Origin of the sequence: Pseudarthrobacter oxydans, from assembly GCF_013314975.1 — a bacterium.
Taxonomy (GTDB): Bacteria; Actinomycetota; Actinomycetes; order Actinomycetales; family Micrococcaceae; genus Arthrobacter; species Arthrobacter oxydans.
Genome location: NZ_JABTYH010000029.1, coordinates 37,863 through 53,532 on the forward strand (window position 1 = coordinate 37,863; position 15,670 = coordinate 53,532).

14 protein-coding genes are annotated in these 15,670 nt (G+C 66.5%); 2 read left to right on the forward strand and 12 right to left on the reverse strand.

Annotated features, from left to right (window positions below; genetic code table 11):
- Nucleotides 1-30: 30 nt before the first annotated feature.
- Nucleotides 31-2,088 carry an ATP-dependent DNA helicase gene (locus HTS88_RS16870; RefSeq protein WP_174180358.1) on the reverse strand — a complete coding sequence of 686 codons (2,058 nt, stop codon included), beginning with the start codon at nt 2,086-2,088 and terminating at the stop codon, nt 31-33.
- Nucleotides 2,081-3,664 (reverse strand): GTPase HflX, encoded by a 1,584-nt coding sequence (gene hflX, locus HTS88_RS16875; protein WP_174180360.1) that lies wholly within the window; start codon nt 3,662-3,664, stop codon nt 2,081-2,083. The genes HTS88_RS16870 and hflX overlap by 8 nt, the downstream gene beginning before the upstream one ends.
- A gap of 445 nt (nt 3,665-4,109) precedes the next feature.
- On the opposite strand from hflX, the gene HTS88_RS16880 reads away from it, so the two are divergent.
- Entirely contained in the window at nt 4,110-4,733 is a 624-nt protein-coding gene (locus HTS88_RS16880) for a class I SAM-dependent methyltransferase (protein WP_174180363.1), read from the forward strand.
- Here the strand turns inward: HTS88_RS16880 and dapF are convergent.
- The 6 genes from dapF to HTS88_RS16910 all read right to left on the reverse strand — a co-directional run bounded on the left by dapF (nt 4,705) and on the right by HTS88_RS16910 (nt 10,260).
- A complete protein-coding gene (gene dapF / locus HTS88_RS16885) occupies nt 4,705-5,649 on the reverse strand; it encodes a diaminopimelate epimerase (protein WP_174180364.1) in 945 nt (314 codons plus the stop codon). The two genes, HTS88_RS16880 and dapF, sit on opposite strands and share 29 nt — an antisense overlap.
- A 32-nt stretch (nt 5,650-5,681) precedes the next feature.
- Nucleotides 5,682-6,581, reverse strand: a complete 900-nt coding sequence (gene miaA, locus HTS88_RS16890) for a tRNA (adenosine(37)-N6)-dimethylallyltransferase MiaA (RefSeq protein WP_174180366.1) — start codon at nt 6,579-6,581, stop codon at nt 5,682-5,684.
- A 3-nt stretch (nt 6,582-6,584) separates the two neighbouring features.
- Nucleotides 6,585-8,144, reverse strand: a complete 1,560-nt coding sequence (gene miaB / locus HTS88_RS16895; RefSeq protein ID WP_174180368.1) for a tRNA (N6-isopentenyl adenosine(37)-C2)-methylthiotransferase MiaB — start codon at nt 8,142-8,144, stop codon at nt 6,585-6,587.
- Between the two features lie 18 nt (nt 8,145-8,162).
- Nucleotides 8,163-8,786, reverse strand: coding sequence for a regulatory protein RecX (locus tag HTS88_RS16900; protein WP_377086860.1), 624 nt, complete (start codon nt 8,784-8,786; stop codon nt 8,163-8,165).
- A gap of 3 nt (nt 8,787-8,789) precedes the next feature.
- Nucleotides 8,790-9,845 carry a recombinase RecA gene (gene recA / locus HTS88_RS16905; RefSeq protein WP_066274884.1) on the reverse strand — a complete coding sequence of 352 codons (1,056 nt, stop codon included), beginning with the start codon at nt 9,843-9,845 and terminating at the stop codon, nt 8,790-8,792.
- A gap of 190 nt (nt 9,846-10,035) precedes the next feature.
- Entirely contained in the window at nt 10,036-10,260 is a 225-nt protein-coding gene (locus HTS88_RS16910) for a DUF3046 domain-containing protein (protein WP_066274882.1), read from the reverse strand.
- A gap of 41 nt (nt 10,261-10,301) precedes the next feature.
- Between HTS88_RS16910 and HTS88_RS16915 the strand changes: the two genes are divergently transcribed.
- A complete protein-coding gene (locus HTS88_RS16915) occupies nt 10,302-10,832 on the forward strand; it encodes a MarR family winged helix-turn-helix transcriptional regulator (RefSeq protein WP_174180370.1) in 531 nt (176 codons plus the stop codon).
- Nucleotides 10,833-10,912: 80 nt separating this feature from the next.
- On the opposite strand, the gene HTS88_RS16920 is transcribed toward HTS88_RS16915, so the two are convergent.
- The 4 genes from HTS88_RS16920 to HTS88_RS16935 form a co-directional block, all read right to left on the reverse strand.
- Nucleotides 10,913-11,365 (reverse strand): helix-turn-helix domain-containing protein, encoded by a 453-nt coding sequence (locus HTS88_RS16920; protein WP_041652016.1) that lies wholly within the window; start codon nt 11,363-11,365, stop codon nt 10,913-10,915.
- 166 nt (nt 11,366-11,531) lie between these two features.
- Entirely contained in the window at nt 11,532-12,011 is a 480-nt protein-coding gene (locus HTS88_RS16925) for a CinA family protein (RefSeq protein ID WP_174180372.1), read from the reverse strand.
- Complete coding sequence (pgsA, locus tag HTS88_RS16930) at nt 12,008-12,652, reverse strand: CDP-diacylglycerol--glycerol-3-phosphate 3-phosphatidyltransferase (RefSeq protein WP_174180375.1); 645 nt, start codon at nt 12,650-12,652, stop codon at nt 12,008-12,010. Before pgsA ends, HTS88_RS16925 begins: the two co-directional genes overlap by 4 nt.
- A gap of 23 nt (nt 12,653-12,675) precedes the next feature.
- Complete coding sequence (locus HTS88_RS16935) at nt 12,676-15,582, reverse strand: FtsK/SpoIIIE family DNA translocase (protein ID WP_174180378.1); 2,907 nt, start codon at nt 15,580-15,582, stop codon at nt 12,676-12,678.
- Nucleotides 15,583-15,670 lie beyond the last annotated feature (88 nt).

Below are 15,670 nucleotides of genomic sequence, written 5' to 3' on the forward strand. Positions count from 1 at the left end.
CTTCCCGGAGCCCCGGCATGTGAAGGGACGTCAGGCGTTCTCCCCGGCCAGCCTCTCCAAGGCGGCGATTGCCGTCTTCCGGTCCGTTGTGGACCAGAACGGCGGCAGCGCTCCCCGGAGGAACCCGGCGTAGCGCTCGGTGGCGAGCCTGGAGTCAAGTACTGCCACCACCCCCTTGTCCCCGGTAGAGCGGATCAGGCGGCCTGCGCCCTGGGCAAGCCGGATGGCGGCATGGGTGGCCGAAACTGACATAAAGCCGTTTCCGCCGGCCTGCGCCACGGCGCGGGAGCGCGCCGTCATGAGGGGATCGTCCGGCCGCGGAAAGGGAATCCGGTCTATCACCACAAGCCGGCATGAACCGCCCGGAACGTCCACGCCCTGCCACAGGGACATGGTTCCGAAAAGGCAGGTGTCGGGCTCGTCGGCGAACTGCTTCACCAGTGCGGTCATGGTGGAGTCACCCTGGCAGAGGACCGTCATGTCCAGCTTTGGGCGCAGGGCCTCGGCGGCTTCCTCTGCGGCGCGCCGGGAAGAAAACAGGCACAGTGCGCCCCCGCCGGAAGCGCGGATCAGGGACTCGAGCTCGTCCAGCGCTTCCGGGGATGCGCCCCTGCCGGGCTTCGGCAGGTGCCCGGCCACATAGAGGATGCCCTGTTTGGGGTAGTCGAACGGCGAGCCCACGTCCACGCCCTTCCAGCGGGGAGCACCCTCACCCACCAGGCCCAGTCCGCCGGCGGCAGGTTCAAAGGCTGAACCGATGGCCAGCGTGGCGGAGGTCAGCACAACGGTGTGTCCGGCGAACAGGCCTTCCCGCAGCCGCCCGGCCACTGAGAGGGGTGCGATGTTGATCAACGCCGGCGCTGTGTCATCCGGCGGGGAGAACCCCTGTGCGGGGTCAAAGGAGCTGGCGCGGGAAAACCACACGACTTCGCGGTTCTCCCGGGCAGCGAGAAGCCGTTCGCAAAGTTCCAGGATGAGCATCAGGCGGGACCGCGCAAGCTGCCGGCCGCCGTCAGGCGTCGTAGTGCTGTCGCCCTTCGAATCCGAGAGGGCGGCCCGGCAGGCGTCGCGCAACTGGTCCACGCAATCAAGCTGTTCGTCATTCAGTCCGTTGGGCAGCAGTCCGTTCGGTACGCCGGCAAGGGCGAGCTCCAGGTTGGCGGCCGCGGCGTTGAGGGCGTCAACGGTGATGGCGGTGTGCTTGCGGGCACCGGCGGCCGCGGCGTGCACCATGGCCACCGAGAGCTGGCCGGACACTGCACCGGTAACCCTGTCCTGGAGTTCGTGCGCCTCGTCCACCACCACCACGTCATACTCGGGCAGGACCGCCAGCCCCTCAAAGGCGCTGACTGCAAGCATGGCGTGGTTCGTGACCACAACGTCGGCCTCGGCAGCGTCCTGGCGGGCAAGTTCGCTGAAGCACTCTGCTGCCATGGGGCACTTTTGGGCGCCCAGGCATTCCATGGACGTCACGGACACCTGGCGCCAAGCCCGGTCCGTGACACCCGGCAGGAGCTCGTCCCGGTCACCCGTGGCGGTCTTCTCCGCCCACTCCCGCAGCCGCACCACTTCCTTGCCGAGCTGGGACGAGGGGCCGCCCACGGCTGCCGCGAAGTGCGGGACGCTGGTGTCCTCGCCCAGGCTGAACAGCTGGCCTTCCGACGGTTCCTCGCTCGGGAAGCCGCCTTCCAGCTTGTGCCTGCAAACATAGTTGGACCGCCCCTTGACCAGGGCCACTTTGACAGGCCGGTCCAGGGCAGGAGTTATGGCCTTGAGCAGCCGGGGCAGGTCCCGGCCCACGATCTGGGTCTGAAGAGCAAGCGTGGCGGTGGACACGAGCGCAGGCTTGTTGCTTTCCAGGGCGTGCGCAATGAGGGGTATCAGGTAGGCCAGTGACTTTCCGGTGCCCGTGCCTGCCTGGACCAGGAGGTGGTCCCCCGTTCCCAGCGCACGGGCCACCTGCCTGGCCATCTCATGCTGGCCGGCACGGCTTTGCCCGCCCATGCCGGCAACGGCCCGGTCGAGCAGTTCGATCACGAACTGCTCGCCGGCCGCTTCCGTGGCTTCCGGCGCCACGAGGTCAGTCATTGCTGACGAAGGGTTCCAGTTCGGCCGCAAAGCCTTCACGGACCATCACCACGGCCCGCGTGCCTTGCTCCACGTGGTCCACGCTGATGATCTCGGCGTCGGACTCGTGGAGTTTGCTGACCAGGTCTCCGCGGTCGTACGGGATGAGCAGCTCCAGCTTGACGCTTGGCCTGGGAATGGCGTCGCTGATGGCCTTCAGCAGCTCCGCGATGCCCTGCCCCGTGCGGGCGGACACCACCACATGCCGCGGCTCGCGCTGCCTGAGCCGTTCCACCACAAAGGGGTCAGCGGCGTCGGCCTTGTTGAGCACGATGATTTCGGGCACCTTGCGGGCATCCACTTCGCTGAAGACCTTGCGGACGGCAGCGATCTGACCCTCAGGGTCAGGGTGCGAAACGTCCACCACGTGGAGGATCAGGTCTGCGTCGGCAACTTCCTCCAGCGTGGAGCGGAACGCCTCCACCAGTTGCGTGGGCAGGGACCGGACGAAGCCCACGGTGTCCGCGAGCGTGTATCCCAGTCCGTCCGCGGTTTCCGCCTTGCGGACAGTCGGGTCCAGGGTGGCGAACAAAGCGTTCTCCACCAGGACGCCGGCGTCGGTCAGGCGGTTGAGCAGCGAGGACTTGCCCGCGTTGGTGTAGCCGGCGATCGCCACGGACGGCACGGCATTACGACGGCGGTTGGCCCGCTTGGTCTCGCGGGCCGGCTTCATTGCGGCGATCTCCCGCCGCAGCTTGGCCATCCGGGTGCGGATGCGACGGCGGTCCAGCTCGATCTTCGTTTCACCGGGACCGCGCGAGCCCATGCCGGCGGCGGCACCGCCCACCTGGCCGCCTGCCTGGCGGGACATCGACTCGCCCCAACCACGAAGGCGTGGCAGGAGGTATTCGAGCTGCGCCAGCTCCACCTGGGCTTTGCCCTCGCGGCTCTTGGCGTGCTGGGCGAAGATATCCAGGATCAGGGCTGTCCGGTCGATGACCTTGACCTTGACGATATCCTCCAGGCCTCGGCGCTGGGAGGGTGCAAGCTCGGCATCCACCACCACGGTGTCCGCGCCGGTGGACATCACGATGTCCCGAAGCTCAAGCGCCTTGCCCGAGCCCAGGAATGTCCCCGGGTCCGGCTTGTCCCGGCGCTGGACCAGTCCGTCAAGGACCTCGGAGCCGGCTGTTTCCGCAAGGGCGGCGAGTTCCCGGAGCGAGTTCTCGGCGTCGGCCAGGGTGCCTTCGGACCAGAGCCCTGCCAGGACCACCCGCTCAAGGCGCAGCTGGCGGTACTCGACCTCGGTGACGTCTTCCAGTTCGGTGGACAGTCCTGCGGTACGGCGCAGGGCGCGCCGTTCCTCAAGGTCCTGCTGGTCGCCGTCGTACGTTGAATGTTCTTCGTCAAGGCGGGAAATTGCCTGGGCTTTGCCGAACACTGCCTTTCCGTCGCTGCCCTTCCCGTCGCCGCTTTGCGTGCCGGGGTTCCTGGCAGGTACGTCCTTGGAGAGAATCCGGTCGATGACAGCCTGGATTTCCTCGGGACTCATGTCCTGGGCGGCTGGATCTGATCCGGTGTTGGGCTGGCTGGTCATGGTCTCCTTTGAAGATTCGGCAGTTCCAGAATAGTGCCGATTGCTGGTGGTGGGGGAAGTATTCGCGCTGGGCTGACGGCCTGCGGTCATCCACGCCTCCTGGCATGCTGGGCCGGTGCCGCGGAGGGCAACGCCGGCAGACGTGCCACGTACGGATACGCGGCGGAAGGAAAGCAGCCGGAAACGGCGATAAGTTCAGCGGGAGGCTGACTTTCGAGTGTGGTCCGGCGACCGGAGCAAACGGGATCCGCTTGGTCCGGTGCACGCAGCGGAAGGGTCGAAAGACCGGCGTCGCTGGTGGGACGTGCTGCCGCTGGAGGGCAGGCTTCGGGACGGGCGTGGCCCGTGCCGGTTACTCGAAGATCAGGAACATGCCCTCCAGCGTAGCAGAGCGCCCTGCCCGCGGTTTCCCTTTACGCTGCAAGGGGAACTACTCTGGCCAGTTATGGAGTCCGCACATTATTTCAGCGCAACACCCGCCGGCCCTTTTACCCGCAAGCCCCTGACTGTTGAGCTGGCAGGGGAAACGCGCAGGCTGCAGACTTCCTCCGGCATCTTCAGCCCCGACGGGATCGATAAAGGCACGGCCATCCTGCTTACCGAGGTGCCCGCTCCGGCGCCGCAGGGAAACCTCCTGGACATCGGCTGCGGCTGGGGGCCGATTGCCCTGACCATGGCCCTCAAGGCGCCGTCCGCCCGGGTCTACGCGGTGGACGTCAATGAGCGCTGCATCGCGCTGACAAACGAGAACGCCGCAGCCCTGGGGCTGGCCAACGTGACTGCCAGCACCCCTGACGCGGTGGACCCCGACCTGCGTTTCGACACGATCTGGTCCAATCCGCCCATCCGGATCGGCAAGGACGAACTGCACTCCCTGCTGAAACTCTGGCTGCCCCGCCTGGCTCCGGGCGGAACCGCCTGGCTGGTGGTGCAGAAGAACCTGGGGGCGGACTCGCTGCAGCGGTGGCTTGCAGCTGAGCTGGACGAATCGTTCACCGTCAGCCGGGAAGCCACCTCGAAGTCGTTCCGGATCCTCAAGGTCAGGAAAGCGTCCCGGTTGCCACAATGACTGCCGGCCCGCTGAGCTCGACATGTTCGTGGCCTGCGGGACCAGCGAAGAACTTCACTCCCACGATGCCCCCGGGGACGTGGACCCGCCAGGAGTCCGGGGCTTCCGCCCCAGCCCAGTGGCGGATGGCCACAGCGGCGGCGCAGGCACCCGTTCCGCAGGACTGGGTCTCCCCCACGCCGCGTTCATGCACCCGCATGGTCACGGATCCGACGCCGTCGTGCACCAGCGGCTCGGACGGGACCACGAATTCCACGTTGGTCCCGTTGGCGGGGACGGGGTCCACCACGGGCGCGGTGAACAGCCGCGTTCCGGCAAGTTCGGAAAGCTCGGCAAGGGCAACAACGGTGTGCGGGTTGCCCATGCTGACGGACAGGGCAGGGCGGGGAACTTCCAGGCCTTCGGCGGTCACCAGTGAATCCATGGCCTTGGCCGTAGCTTCCCCGGGGAAGATGAACTCCCACGGCCCCATGTCCACGGCGTAGTCGTCGCCCGTGCGCACCACGGTCTTGATCCCGGCGCGGGTGCCGATGGCCAGGGCGCCGCCGTCGGGCAGTTCGATCAGGCCCTCGGTCCGGAGGAAATGGACAAACACGCGGACGCCGTTGCCGCACATTTCGGACAGCGAGCCATCGCCGTTGCGGTAGTCCATGAACCACTCAGCGTCAGGGTCGGCGGCCAGCAGCTCGCGGCCCTCCGGAAGCAAGCGCGACGGGACCGCCCGGATGAGGCCGTCCCCGCCGATCCCCCGGTGCCGGTCGCACAGGGCGGCCACGGCGTCGGCACTGATGGTGTGGACGCCCTCTGGATCAGCCACCAGGACGAAGTCATTGCCGGTGCCGTGCCCCTTGGAGAAGCGGAGCCCGCTCAGGGTGCGCAAGGCCGGCTCGGTGGTTTCTGCGAGGCTTGTGTCCATGGTTCCAAGGGTACCGGCCGGGCGGTGCAGCGCTAAAAACAGGAGAGCGCCGCCGCTCTGTCCACCAGGGCCGGATCCTGCCAGTCCAGCCAGTGGATGCGCGGATCGGCCCGGAACCAGGTGAGCTGGCGCCGGGCGAACTGCCGGGTGGCCACGATGGTGGCCTCCGCGGCCTCGGGAACGGTCCATTCGCCGTCGATAACCCGCAGGAACTGTGAGTATCCCAGGGCGCGGGGGGCGGTCTTTCCCTGCCGCAGCCCGCGGGCGTCCAGCCGTTGGACTTCGGCGGGCAGGCCGGCGTCAACCATGCGGTGGACGCGTCCGGCGAGCCGGTCCCGAAGCACCTCGCGGTCCACTGCCAGGCCGATCTGGACGGCAGGCTGGAAGTACTCGCGCTGCGGCATGAAGGAGCTGAACGGCCGCCCGGTGAGCTGATGGACTTCCAGGGCCCGGATGATCCGCCGGTCATCCGAGAGCCTGCCGGCGGACACAGGGTCCACCTCCCGCAGCCGCTCCAGCAGCACCGCGGTCCCCTGCGCAGCGAGTTCGGCTTCCAGCCGTTGCCGCACCAGCGGATCAGTCCCCGGGAACTCAAGGACGTCCAGCGCGGCCCGCACGTAGAGGCCGGACCCGCCGGCCAGGATGGCGCGCTTGCCGCGGCCGTGGATGTCCGAGATGAGTTCCCGGGCCTGCTGCTGGAACTGCGACACGCTGGCTTCCTGGGTTACCTCCAGGATGTCCAGCAGGTGGTGGGGAACTCCCCTGCGTTCAGCGTCCGTGATTTTTGCGGTGCCGATGTCCATGCCGCGGTAGAACTGCATGGCGTCGGCGTTGATGACTTCGCCGCCGAGTTCAAGGGCAAGGCTTACGGCGAGGTCTGACTTGCCGGACCCTGTGGGGCCAACGACGGCGATGACAGGCGGTGCGCCCACCGGTCAGCGCGTGCGGACAGGCAAGGAGGGCATGCCCAGCGAAACGCCCTTGCCGCCTGCCCCTGCCCCGGGCGTGGGTGCTCCGCAGGAATCTGCCTGCGACCTGTCCCAGGCGTCGCCGGCCCGGGAACGCCGGAGGCTGTAATCCTCCAGGGCCGGATCGGCGACGAGGTGGAATGCGGCGGCCTCGGTGATGGTCACCGTGACCAGGTCTCCCGGCCGGGGAGCGGGAGCACCCTCAGGAACCGAGAAGTGCACCAGCCGCTGGTCCTGCGAACGGCCGGACAGACGGTGCGTCTCGCCTGCCTTCCGTCCGGACTGCGCCGTCACCATAACCTCAACGCGGCGGCCGAGCTGGAGCCGGTTCTCCTCTGCCGCAATCCGGTCCTGGAGGGCAGTCAGGCGTTCGAACCGTTCCTGGACCACTGCCTTGGGAAGCTGGTCCGGCAGGTCAGCGGCAGGGGTTCCGGGGCGCTTGGAGTACTGGAACGTAAAGGCGGTGGCGAAGCGTGACTTCTCCACGACATCCAGCGTCGCCTGGAAGTCCTCCTCGGTTTCGCCGGGGAATCCCACAATGATGTCGGTGGAGATTGCCGCGTGCGGGATCTTTTCGCGCACTTTGTCCAGGATCCCCAGGAACTTGCTGGACCGGTAGGAACGCCGCATGTCCCGAAGAACCTTGTCCGACCCCGACTGCAGCGGCATGTGCAGCTGCGGCATCACATTGGGGGTCTCGGCCATGGCGTCAATGACGTCGTCGGTGAAAGCGGCTGGGTGTGGGCTTGTGAAGCGGACCCGCTCCAGGCCTTCGATGTCCCCGCAGGCCCGGAGGAGCTTGGAGAATGCCTGGCGGTCGCCGAACTCGACACCGTAGGAGTTGACGTTCTGGCCCAGGAGCGTGACTTCGATGGCGCCGTCGTCCACCAGGGCCTGGATCTCCGCCAGGATGTCTCCCGGCCTGCGGTCTTTCTCTTTTCCGCGGAGGGCGGGCACGATGCAGAAAGTGCAGGTGTTGTTGCAGCCGACGGAGATCGATACCCAGCCTGAGTAGACGGAGTCCCTCTTGGTGGGAAGCGTGGAGGGGAAGACGTCCAGCGACTCGAGGATTTCAAGCTGTGCCTCGTTGTTGTGCCGGGCGCGGTCCAGCAGGGCGGGCAGGGCGCCGACATTATGGGTGCCAAAAACGGCGTCCACCCACGGGGCCTTCTTCAGGATGGTTTCCCTGTCCTTCTGCGCGAGGCAGCCGCCCACAGCAATCTGCATGCCGGGGTTTGCTGCTTTCACCGGAGCCAGGATGCCAAGGTTGCCGTAGAGCTTGTTGTCAGCGTTCTCCCGGACCGCGCAAGTGTTGAACACCACGACGTCGGCCTGCTCACCGTCTGCCGGCACGTACCCTGCGTCCTCCAGCATCCCGGCCATCCGCTCCGAGTCGTGGACGTTCATCTGGCAGCCAAACGTCCGCACCTGGTAGGTGCGGGGCTTGGGAGCACCGGATTGCGGAGCACCGCCAGCTTCTGCAGAGGGGCTGGTACCGGGAAAAGGGGAAGGGATGGTCAAACTCACCTGTTAAGGGTACCGGTTTTACGGGTTGCCACGGTCGGCTCCGGCGCAGGAGTCCAGGACCTCGTTGACGATCCGGAACGCCTGCGAGGGCTGATAGCCCTTGCGGGCCAGCATGGAGGCCAGCCGCCGGGTTGCCTTGTCCCTTGCAGCCTGGTCCTGCAGATCCGTTCCCGGGCGGAGCTTCCGCTCCACGAGCTGCCGGGCGGCGGCTTCCTCATCCGCGTCTGTCAGCTGGTCCAAGGCTGCGGCGGCGGTTTCCTGGTCGATGCCCTTCTCCGCGAGTTCGCGGCGCAGCGCGCCTTTTGCAAGTTTGCGCGACTGGGAGCGGCTCCTCACCCACATGTCCGCGAATTCGGCGTCGTTGATCAGGCGTGCTTCCTGGAAGCGGTCCAGGACTGCCTCGGCGACGTCCTCCGGGATGTTCCGTTCGGCGAGTTTCCGGGCGAGCTGCAGCCTGCTTTTGGCCGACGCGGTCAGTTGCCGGTACACGATGTTCTGCGCAACGGACACCGGATCCGGCTCTGCGTCCCCGGCAACGGAAGAGCCGTGGTCCGGGCCGTCCTGGAACGCGCCGTCATCTGAAACTCCGCGCCGCCCGCCGGCTTTCGCCCGGCGGGGACGCGGATTGTCGATACCGGTCAACGGCTAGAACCCGTCAACGGCCTTCAGCTTCGGGGAGTCTTTGGACTCCGGTTCTGCGGGCTTGACGCCCACGCCGAGCTTTTCCTTGATCAGGCGCTCGAGTTCGGCAGCAAGTTCAGGGTTGTCACGGAGGAACCTGCGGGAGTTTTCCATGCCCTGGCCAAGCTGGTCGCCGTCGTAGGTGAACCAGGAGCCGGACTTCTTGATGATGCCGTGCTCGACGCCCATGTCGATGATGCCGCCCTCACGGGAAATGCCCTGGCCGTAGATGATGTCGAATTCGGCCACCTTGAAGGGCGGAGCCATCTTGTTCTTGACGATCTTCGCCTTGGTCCGGTTGCCAACGGAATCGGCACCTTCCTTCAGGGTCTGGATACGCCGGACGTCGATACGGATGGAGGCGTAGAACTTCAGGGCCTTACCGCCGGTGGTGGTTTCCGGGGAGCCAAAGAAGACGCCGATCTTCTCGCGGAGCTGGTTGATGAAGATCGCAGTGGTCTTGGTCTGGCTGAGGCGGCCGGTGATCTTACGCAGGGCCTGGCTCATGAGGCGGGCCTGGAGGCCGACGTGGCTGTCACCCATGTCGCCCTCGATTTCGGCGCGGGGCACCAGCGCTGCGACGGAGTCGATCACAATGACGTCCAGGGAGCCCGAGCCCACCAGCATGTCCATGATTTCCAGCGCCTGCTCGCCGGTGTCCGGCTGGGAGACGAGGAGGGCGTCGGTGTCCACACCGAGCTTGGCGGCGTACTCGGGGTCAAGGGCGTGCTCGGCGTCGATGAAGGCGGCGATGCCGCCCAGGCGCTGGGCGTTGGCCACGGCGTGGAGCGCCACGGTGGTCTTACCGGACGATTCCGGCCCGTAGATTTCAACAACGCGGCCACGGGGAAGGCCGCCAATTCCCAAAGCAACATCCAGGGCAATGGATCCGGTGGGGATGACCTCGATCGGGGCCCGGACTTCGTCGCCGAGCCGCATGACCGAGCCTTTACCGAACTGTTTGTCGATCTGGGCCAGCGCTGCTTCGAGCGCTTTTGCACGATCCGGGGCTGCCGCCATGGTTCACACCTCTAATGCTTTCTCGCTTTGGAGTGGCCTCAGCGGCCGTTTATTGGTCATCTCTGACGCTACTGGGACCCACTGACATTCCGGCCGGGTGAGGGCGGCTATGTGGATAACCCGCTAGGAAAAGCATAGCTTTACCCGAACAGGTATTCGAACAACCGCACGGCGTGTCAGGAGAAACCGGCTAGTCGGTGCGGGGCTTGATATCCCGGCCCAGGCGGCGCTCGGCGGGAACATCCTGCACGTCGCAGACGGCCAGCCACACCCTGCGGGGCTCTATGCCGGCGGCAAGCGCCTGGTCCGCGGTGCGCCCGCCCACCCCTGCCAGGACAAGGCTGCTGCTGAGGACCCGCGAGTACCCGGCGCCGAATTCGTCGTCCATGAGTCGCCAATAATCGCTGATTCGCACCAGAAAAGTCTCTCACGATCCGGCGCACTAGAATTGTTGCCATGAGCAACTCCCCTGACGTCCCCTCCCCGCAAGGCCGCCATGATGAGGCGACCGTGGACGCCGCGGTACAAAACGTGGAACACCAGATCAGTCTCTTCTGGCGGCGCGCACGGTCGATCTCCAACCAGCTTTCCCGCGAGGTCCATCCGGACATGGAGCCGGCGGCGTACGGCCTCCTGACGGTGATCCGTCGTGAGGGACCGATCCGCCTCACCGACCTGGCGATGAACATCGGCGTCGGCAAGCCGTCCGTCAGCCGGCAAATTGCTTTCCTGGAGAGCCTGGGTCTTGTGTCCAAGGAGGCTGATCCCCTGGACGGACGGGCGCAGGCAATCCGGCTGACCGCCAAGGGCGAGGAAAAGATGCACCAGGTCCAGGACGCCCGGCGGCAGGTGTTCCGGGAACGCCTCGGCGAGTGGCCGGTGGAGGAACTCGAGGAACTGGCCCGCTGCATGGCCAAGCTGAACTCCACCTACGAACGGGACGGCTTCCCGAAGGATGGCCCGGCGCCCACCCTGGAAAATCAATAGCAGAAACGCACTGAAGCCCCCGGCCGCGGCCGGGGGCTTCAGTGTTTGCTACATTCCGGGAGCCGCCTTCCGGCGGAACCCTACCGGGCGCCGGAAAGGAGGCCCGTGGAAAGTTCGTCGTTAAGTTCAGTGTTGAGGTCGCGCTCAAGGTCGCGGCCATAACGCTGGGAGAATTCCTGGGGAACGGTGTCCGGAACGGCAACGCCTTCTGCCACCGCCACCCTGTCGCTCACCTCGCGAAGCATGCTGGACAACGGAACGTCCAGGGCCGAGCAGATCGAGGACAGCAGTTCGGATGATGCTTCCTTCTGGCCGCGCTCCACTTCACTGAGGTAACCCAGGGAGACACGGGCGCTGTGCGAAACTTCACGGAGCGTACGCCCCTGACGCTGGCGGACATCGCGCAGGACATCACCAATTTCGTGACGAAGTACAACCATCTTGCGCTCCTTCTGTTCGCTCTTGCCCTGATCGGCGAGGCCCACATCCTTCCAGCGGACAACGCCGTTTACGGATACGGGCTGCTTTACCATCTGTATCGCCTTGCTCCCTCATTGGTCAGGTCCGCCCTAAGGCGAACCGTCGTGGTCATTTCATCCTAGGCGCCTCCGCTCTCCGGAAGCGACACAATGTAATAACTAATCGGTACCGGCTTTTGTTCCCGTCAACTTTACGCCCAGTAACTTCGGGAAACCGGGCCTACCCGGACAGGGCTTCGAGGAGCCTTTCGAGGGCCGCCCCGCACGCCTGTCCGCGGATCTCGGCACGGCTTCCAGAGAAGGCGTATTCGAAAGCGGCCGTTCCGGCTGCGGTGGCTATGCCGACGTAGACGGTGCCCACGGGCTTTCCGTCGTGTGCCTCCGGCCCGGCAACGCCTGTGGTGGAGACGCCGATGTCAGCGTTGAGGACGGCGCGGGCTCCTGCCGCCATGGCCGCGGCAACGTCCGGGTCGACGGATCCGACGCGCGCCAGGAGCACGGACGGGACATCCAGGACTTTTTCCTTAACGGAGTTCTGGTAGGCAACCACGCCGCCCTGCAGGATGCCTGAGGCGCCTGGGGTGTCCGCAAGGACTGCGGACACCATGCCGGCGGTCAGTGATTCGGCGGTGGCCACGGTCCGCCCTGCGTCGAGGGCTTTGCGGACCGCTTCAGCCGACAAGTGGTGGAGATTGGTCATGCGGGTTCCTGGCCTTTTTCGTTGCGCGCCTGCAGCTTTCCCTTGGCCCGGATCCGCAGTGCTTCCACCACGTATTCCACGCCGGTCCACACTGTGATCACCACAGCGGCCATCATCACTGCAAACGCCACCCACACGAGCCACGGTGCAAAAGAGCCCAGCGGCAGGAGGTACAGGAAGATCGCTGCGGTCTGGACCACGGTCTTGAGCTTGCCGCCGCGGGAGGCCGGGATAACGCCGTAGCGGATCACAAAGAAGCGCAGGGCCGTGACGCCCCATTCGCGGACGAGGATGAGTACGGTAACCCACCATGGCAGTTCGCTGAGCACCGAGAGCATCACCAGCGCCGAGCCGATGAGGAGCTTGTCCGCAATGGGGTCGGCGATCTTGCCGAAGTCGGTGACGAGGTTCCGGCTCCTGGCGATGTCGCCGTCGAGCTTGTCCGTGTAGATGGCGACGGCGAACGCAAGGACCGCCGCCCAGCGCCACACGCCTGCCTCACTGCGCAGCCCGGGGGCGTCCGCGATGAGGAACCAGACAAAAAACGGCACCAGTGCGATGCGGATCATGGTCAGGATGTTGGGAAGGTTCCAGACCCCGGCACGGCCTGGGCCGGCGGCGGTTGCATCGGTGCTAGTCACGTTTCTAGGCTACAGTCCCCGGGCTAACGCCCGGTCAGGGACCAGGCGTCCTCGGAGCCGTCTTCGTCGTCATAGCCGCCGGACGGGGAATCCGAGCCGTCGTAATATTCGACGTTCTGCTTCCGCTGGTCAAGGTCTGCGGCCACCAGGTCCTCGGCGTAGCCGCCCTGGGCGATGTTGGCGTTGGCGTTGTCGCTCAGCGCGGCGGTCTGCGAATCGGGTGCTGCCGGGGCTTCCTGCCCCTTCATGGCGGCAAGGACGGGTGCGAGGTCGTCCGGTTTCACCAGGACATCCCTGGCCTTGGAGCCTTCGGAGGGGCCAACGACCCCGCGCGATTCCAGCAGGTCCATCAGCCGTCCGGCCTTGGCGAAGCCGACCCGCAGCTTGCGCTGCAGCATCGACGTGGAGCCGAACTGCGTGGTGACCACCAGCTCGGTGGCCTGCAGCAGGACTTCGAGGTCGTCCCCGATGTCGTCGTCGATCTGCTTCTTGGGCGCTTCGGCTGCGACGTCGTCGCGGTAGGTGGCCTGGAGCTGTCCCTTGACGTGCTCAACCACCTTGTGGATTTCCGATTCGGTGACCCATGCGCCCTGGACGCGCATGGCCTTGGAGGCACCCATGGGCAGGAACAGGGCGTCACCCTGGCCGATAAGCTTTTCGGCCCCGGGCTGGTCCAGGACCACGCGCGAGTCGGTCACCGAGGACGTGGCAAACGCCATGCGTGAGGGCACGTTCGCCTTGATGAGGCCGGTCACCACGTCCACGGACGGCCGCTGGGTGGCCAGGACCAGGTGGATGCCGGCGGCGCGGGCGAGCTGGGTGATGCGGACAATCGAGTCTTCAACATCGCGGGGAGCCACCATCATCAGGTCGGCAAGCTCGTCCACGATCACCAGCAGGTACGGGTAGGGCCGGATGACGCGCTTGGAGTCCACCGGCGGCTGGACCTTGCCGGCGCGGACCGCCTTGTTGAAGTCGTCGATGTGCTTGAAGCCGTAGTTGGCGAGGTCGTCATACCGGGCGTCCATCTCGCGGACCACCCACTGGAGCGCCTCGGCCGCCTTCTTCGGGTTGGTGATGATGGGCGTGATGAGGTGCGGGACGCCTTCGTAGGCGGTGAGCTCCACGCGCTTGGGGTCCACCATGACCATGCGAACCTCATCGGGGGTGGCGCGCATCAGGATGGAGGTGATCATCGAGTTCACGAAGGATGATTTACCGGCACCGGTGGCACCGGCCACCAGGAGGTGGGGCATCTTGGCGAGGTTCGCCACCACGTAGCCGCCCTCCACGTCCTTGCCAACGCCCATCACCATCGGGTGGTCCGTGCGGCGGGCGTTCTGGCTGCGAAGGACGTCGCCCAGGGAGACGGTTTCGCGGTCGGTGTTGGGGATCTCAATGCCGATGGCGGACTTGCCCGGGATGGGGCTGAGGATGCGCACGTCACTGGACGCCACGGCGTAGGAGATGTTCTTGGACAGTGCGGTGACGCGCTCCACTTTGGTGCCCGGGGCCAGCTCGATCTCGTACCGGGTCACGGTGGGGCCGCGGCTGAAGCCGGTGACCGTGGCATCGACGTTGAACTGCTGGAGGGTGTCGGTCAGGGCAGCGACGACGGCGTCGTTCGCTTCCGTGCGCTCCTTCGGGATGGATCCGGGGGTCAGGTAGTCCGAGGCCGGGAGCGTGTAGGTGACGTCGCCGGCGAGGGACAGCTGCTCGGTGCGCTGCGGGATGGGAACCGGCGGTGGTGCGGGTGCCACCGGGTTGGACGGCACGGTGGGCGCGGCGGCCGGCTTTGCCGCTGGCGGGGCCATGCCGGGGGTGATCATAGGGATGGCTTCGGTGGCGTTCTCCCCCGCGGAGGGCGGGGCGCCGGCACCGAGTCCCTGGGCCGCCTTGATCTTTTCGACGGCGATCTCCGCCTGGGTGGGACGGCGGACGCCGGGGGCCGGCCGCGGCGGCTTCGGGTCGTCGTCGTCGATCACGGCGTGCTCGAACGCTTCGTCGCCCACATAGCCTTCCAGTCCGGCGTCGCCGTCCTCCTCATCCTTGCCGAAGAAGCGGCGCTTCTTCTTCCTGGCATTCTTGGGGGGTGCGGCGGCGGGGGTCCGTTCCAGGTAGCTGCGGTCGTGCTTGTCACGGTCCTGTTCATCCAGGAGGTCGATGCCCATGAGGTGGTCGTAGGCAGCGTGCAGCCTGCGCGGGACTGCAGTGAACGGCGTGGCGGTGATGATCAGCAGTGAGACGAACGCCAGCAGGGAGTACAGCACCAACGGAACAGCGGAGTGGATGGCGGCCAGGGGCGATGCGGCAAGGAATCCGAGCATTCCGCCGGCCTGGCGGAGGCCGTCAAAGCCCTGGGCAACCGTGGGCTGCCCGCCCAGGACGTGTGCCAGCCCGCAGCCGGCAAAGGTCATGATCAGGAAGCCGATGCCCACCCTGTTGTTGCCCCGCCCGTCGGACGGCTGGCGGAAGAGCCGGAACGCGCAGACAAACAGCATGAGCGGAAGCAGGAGTGATATCCAGCCGAAGGTTCCGTTGACCACGGCATATACGGCGTCCGGGAACCAGCCGGTAAGGCCCCACCAGGCAAAGGTGGCGATGAAGATTCCGAGGGCGAGGTTGAACAGGGCGGCGCCGTCCCGGCGGTCCTCTGACGGGAGGTCGCTGACGTCATGGCCGATGCGCCGCACCCCTCCGCCTACCAGGTGGCCGAGGCCCAGCCATGCCCCGCCCACCACGCGCAGCAGCCACGGCTGGTGGTGCTCGACGGCGGGAAGCTGGCGGGTGCGTGCAGTGCTCGTGGAGCCGCCGGCACGTCCGGTTTTGGCGGCCGTTGAGCCAGCGCCGCGGCCGGAGGAGCTGCCGGTTTTGCTGCCGGCGCGGCCCCTGCTGGATCCATTGGGCGCGGAAGTAGTACGAGTGGCCATACTAGCCACGGTACCCGAGTTGGGCCGGATTTCCGGGGATTTGGGTGCCGCCGTTCCCCGGTTCGCGGCCCCTTAAACGCCTCCGGCC